This is a genomic window from Aminobacter ciceronei (genome assembly GCF_014138625.1).
GTDB lineage: Bacteria > Pseudomonadota > Alphaproteobacteria > Rhizobiales > Rhizobiaceae > Aminobacter > Aminobacter ciceronei.
Map to the genome: position 1 here is coordinate 1 of NZ_JACJHY010000086.1, position 2,869 is coordinate 2,869.

Here is a 2,869-nt window from a genome sequence, read left to right on the forward strand (position 1 = left end):
TAATGTTCGTTGGGCGGGCCGCTGCGCTCGCCCATTCATTCCGGCAATCCTGCAGGGCGGTTGGCCGTGCAGTCGTGTCTTCAGGTTGGAATCGCCGCGATGCGGAAATCAATCACACTTTACGGACTGACATTCTCTCTGCCGATGCTGATCTGGCAGGCGCTGTTCTTCCTCGCGCCGCTGTTGTTCCTGATCGCCCTCAGCTTCTGGACGGTCAAGAATTTCCGCATGGAACCGGATTTCGACACCGTCAACTGGGTCAGAATGCTCGGTCGCGGTGTCTTCTGGGACGCCTATCTGCGCACCTTCGCCCTTGCCACCGCCGCTGCCGTAATCACCAGCGCGCTGGCTTTCCCCTGCGCCTACGCCATCGCATTCAAGCTCACCGAAACCGCGCGCCGCTGGGCCATCTTCCTGATGGTCATCCCCTTCTTCACCAGCTATCTGGTGCGCGTCTATTCCTGGCAGATATTCCTCTCCGACAACGGCATCATCAACGCACTGTTCGCTAAGGTCGGGCTCGGACCGTTCGGCATGCTTAACTCGGTGTTCGGCACGATGGTCGGCTATCTGACGTTGAGCTTTCCGCTTGTCGTTTTGCTGCAGCTGTTCAGTCTGATCTTCGTCGACAAAAACCTGATCGAGGCCGCGCACAACCTGCGCTGCGGCCGGTTGCGCACGGTCTTCGCGGTGATCGTGCCGGCCGCCAAGGTCGGCCTGGTGATCGCGGCGCTGTTTTGCTTCATCCTGACCTTCGGTGATTTCGTCAGTCCGCTCTATCTCGGCGGAGGCGACCCGCCGACACTGTCTATCCTGATCACCGACACCACCAAGTCGGGCCAGCAATGGCCGCGCGCGGCGGTGATCGCGCTGACCATGATCGCAACGCTGCTCGCGGTCGCGTTCGCCGCGGTGGGCTACGCCTACAAGGAGCGCGGACGATGAACGACTTCAATCGCAACTGGCTGATCGACTGGGCGCTGAAACTCTACATCCTGCTGGCCTTCGCCTTTATCTTCGCGCCAATCGCCGCGAGCTTCGTCTTCTCGTTCAATGTCGACCGGTTCCCCTCGCTTCCGCTCGGCGGCTTCTCGACGATCTGGTACGAGACGGTCGCCGCCGACCCGCTGGTCTGGGAAGGCCTGCGCAACACGATGGTCGCCGGTGTGATCGTATCGGTGCTGGCGACAGTGATCGGCTTTGGTGCTGCTTATACCGACTTCCGCTACAAGTTCTTCGGCAAGACCCTCTATGTCGCGCTGGCCCTTCTGCCACCCACGATCCCAGTCGTCATCCTCGGCCTGGCGATGCTCGCCTTCTTGTCCAACATCAACCTCTCGGGCGCCATCCATTCTGTCATCATCGCCCATGTGGTCTTGTGCGCGCCCTTCGCCATGGCGATTGTTCGGTTGCGCCTGTCACAGATGGACCCTTCACTCGAAGCCGCGGCTTGGAATCTCGGTGCGAGTGAATGGAAGGCGATGCGTCATGTCATCATCCCGTTCTGCAAGCCGGCAATCTTCGCGGCCCTGTTCCTGACTATGGCAGTCTCGTTCGATGAATTTGCAGTGGCCTGGTTCGTCTCTGGACTGAATGAAACCTTGCCAGTCAAGGTGCTGGGCTTCCTGCAAGGTCAGGTCAGCCCGCGTATCAACGTCATCGGCACCTTCGTCTTCATCGTTTCGATGACGTTGGTGGTGCTCGCCCAGATCCTTCTCATGAAACGAAGCGGTCCGCCCAAAGCGTCCGCGGAAATAGCCGGAGTACCGCTATCATGACCGACAAGGCTCTCGTCGTCTTCGACGGCGTCGTCAAACGCTTCGGCAGTTTCGTCGCTGTCGAAAAGATGAACTTCGAAATCCGCAAGGGCGAGTTCCTTGCCATCATGGGTTCCAGTGGCTGCGGCAAGACGACGACGCTGCGCATGCTGGCTGGACTGGACGCCCCGACTGAAGGCGAGATCCGCCTTGGCGGCAAGCGCATCAACGACCTGCCGACCTGGCAGCGCGACACGCCGATGGTGTGGCAGAGCCTGGCGCTGTTTCCGTTCCTTACCGTGCGCGAAAATGTCGAGTTCTCCCTGCGCATGCGTGGGGTGGAAAAGGCCGAGCGGCGCAAACGCGTCGACAAATGGCTGGAGCGCATGCAGATCACCGAGTTCGCCGATCGCAACGTTGCCCATCTGTCCGGCGGCCAGCGCCAACGCGTGGCCCTGGCGCGCTCGTTGGTGACGGAACCGGACATCCTCCTTCTCGACGAGCCGCTATCGGCGCTGGACGCTCATCTCAAAGTGCGGATGCAGACGGTGCTTTCGAACCTTCAGCGCGAACTCGGCATCACCTTCGTCTATGTCACGCACAGCCAGTCTGAGGCATTCTCCATGGCTGACCGCGTCGTCATCATGAGCCGTGGACGGATCGAGCAGATCGGCAATCCGCAGGAGATTTACCGCGCGCCGCGAACCAAGTTCGTCGCTGAATTCCTTGGCTCGTCGAACATTTTTGCCGGCAAGGTCTCGAACGTGAACGGCAAGGCGTTGAAGATCGCGACGCCGGTGGGCGAGTTCGATGTCGCCCCGAACCCAGCCAAAGCCCTCTCCAAGGGCGACAAGGCGACCTTTGTGGTGTCGGGCGACCGGATACAGTTGAGCAACCAGCCCCCGGCTGACGGCTACGACGGGTTGCAGGCGCAGGTGGTCGGCGAGGAGTTTGTTGGCGCAACCGCCGTCATCCATCTGGAGGGCGCCGACCGTATCGAGATCAAGGCGCAGAAGAGCCACGACGAGCTCGAACATATCAACCTTGAGCCTGGCGCCAAACTCTGGGTGTCGTGGCGTCCGGAAGCGACGCACATTTTGCCCGGAGAATAA

At 60.6% G+C, this 2,869-nt stretch carries 3 protein-coding genes; all 3 read left to right on the forward strand.

Going from position 1 to position 2,869, the window contains the following annotated elements; all coding sequences use genetic code 11:
- The first annotated feature begins 99 nt into the window (after positions 1 to 99).
- The 3 genes from HNQ95_RS33255 to HNQ95_RS33265 are packed head-to-tail and all read left to right on the forward strand — an operon-like array spanning position 100 to position 2,869.
- Positions 100 to 945, forward strand: coding sequence for an ABC transporter permease (locus HNQ95_RS33255; protein WP_154387628.1), 846 nt, complete (start codon positions 100 to 102; stop codon positions 943 to 945).
- Positions 942 to 1,778 carry an ABC transporter permease gene (locus HNQ95_RS33260; RefSeq protein ID WP_154387629.1) on the forward strand — a complete coding sequence of 279 codons (837 nt, stop codon included), beginning with the start codon at positions 942 to 944 and terminating at the stop codon, positions 1,776 to 1,778. Before HNQ95_RS33255 ends, HNQ95_RS33260 begins: the two co-directional genes overlap by 4 nt.
- Positions 1,775 to 2,869 (forward strand): ABC transporter ATP-binding protein, encoded by a 1,095-nt coding sequence (locus HNQ95_RS33265; RefSeq protein WP_154387630.1) that lies wholly within the window; start codon positions 1,775 to 1,777, stop codon positions 2,867 to 2,869. The genes HNQ95_RS33260 and HNQ95_RS33265 overlap by 4 nt, the downstream gene beginning before the upstream one ends.